This window comes from Rothia sp. (in: high G+C Gram-positive bacteria) (assembly GCF_030540545.1).
In the GTDB taxonomy this organism is placed as follows: Bacteria; Actinomycetota; Actinomycetes; order Actinomycetales; family Micrococcaceae; genus Rothia.
This window is the reverse complement of record NZ_JAUNVZ010000062.1, coordinates 1-1,250: the sequence shown is the minus strand read 5'-3', so window position 1 is coordinate 1,250 and position 1,250 is coordinate 1. Positions and strand designations below refer to the sequence as shown.

Below are 1,250 nucleotides of genomic sequence, written 5' to 3'. Positions count from 1 at the left end.
TACAGACTCCGAGGCCGGGGTGGATATGGCGAAACTACGCGAAACCTTCCTGGCCAGTCCGTGGGCTCAACGAAGTATTTGGCGTGCGGAATACCCGGTGGAGACGCATGTGGCCGGGGTGAGTGTGCGCGGACGTATTGATGCGGTGTTCCGCACGGTTGAGCGCACCGAGCAGGGGCAGCGGGAACGCTGGGAGCTGGTGGATTGGAAGACCGGCCGTAAACCCACCGCCAAGCAGATGCGGTATAAGCGCATCCAGCTGGCGCTGTACCGGCTGGCGTTTGCCAAGATTCAGGGCGTTGACCCTGCGGATGTGCGGGCGGCGTTCTACTATGTTGGGTCTGACCAGACGGTGTGGGATTCCGATATTGCGGGCGGGCTGCAGTCTGAGGCGCAGCTGGAGCGCATCATTACCCGCTGGGATTGGGAGCCTTAGCCGACCCAGCGCCCGCGCGAGACGCCGGGGCTATTCCAGCCCTTCGGCCCGCTCCGGTAGCGGCTGGTTCTGCCCGAGCATTTCCCCGGAGTCACGCAGGTTCTCGCAGACCGCCTGCAGCATCTGCTCGCCGTGGGCGATCATTTGTGCGTCCCCGTATTCCACCGCGTGGGTGAGCCATTGGGCCAGAGCGAACTCGGCGTAGAATTCGGCGCGTTCTACCAGGTGCTGGTCGGGCATCTGCGGCATCTGTGAGGAGTATACCCGCACCACTTCATCTGTGAAGGCGGTGTCGGAGCAGGCAAAAAGCCAGGAGAGGTCTTGGGCGGGGTCGCCCACATGCACTTCTGACCAGCCGCTCACTTCGGCCACCGTACCGTTGTGGATGCTGATGGTTTCGGTGCCGAGCTTACCGTGCACCACGCGGGTACGGAAGTCCCCAATAGGCCCGGGTTCTAGGAAAGCACGCCAGTGCGCCACCAGTTCGGCCGGTACTTTGTGGGTGGAGGCTGCCCTGTCCAGTTCGGAGAGTTTACGCCTGCGCAGGGTCTGGGAGGAGTAGACGGGCAGGTCTGATTCGATCATGATGTCTTCAGGCATCACATGCAGTGTGGCGATGAGCCTGCCCAGGTCGGTGGCGAGGGTGCTGTTGTTGGCACGGTTAATGCGAGCTAGTTCTTCAAGGTCGCGGTGGGTGCCGGGAACGTAGGTGTACACGAATACACTCATACCGTTGTACGGTACGGTTCCGGCGATGGTGGGTACGGTAAACGGCAGGCGGGCGCGCAGCCCGTGGGTGAAGGAACGGAGCACC

At 62.6% G+C, this 1,250-nt stretch carries 2 protein-coding genes; one reads left to right on the top strand and one right to left on the bottom strand.

Translation table 11 applies throughout. From position 1 onward, the window contains the following. Positions 1–436, top strand: a 436-nt coding sequence (locus Q4P78_RS08930) for a PD-(D/E)XK nuclease family protein (RefSeq protein ID WP_303340020.1), incomplete at its 5' end; no start/stop codon positions are given. A gap of 30 nt (positions 437–466) precedes the next feature. Here Q4P78_RS08930 and Q4P78_RS08925 read toward each other — a convergent pair. Next, positions 467–1,250, bottom strand: a 784-nt coding sequence (locus Q4P78_RS08925; protein ID WP_303340019.1) for a phosphotransferase, incomplete at its 5' end; no start/stop codon positions are given.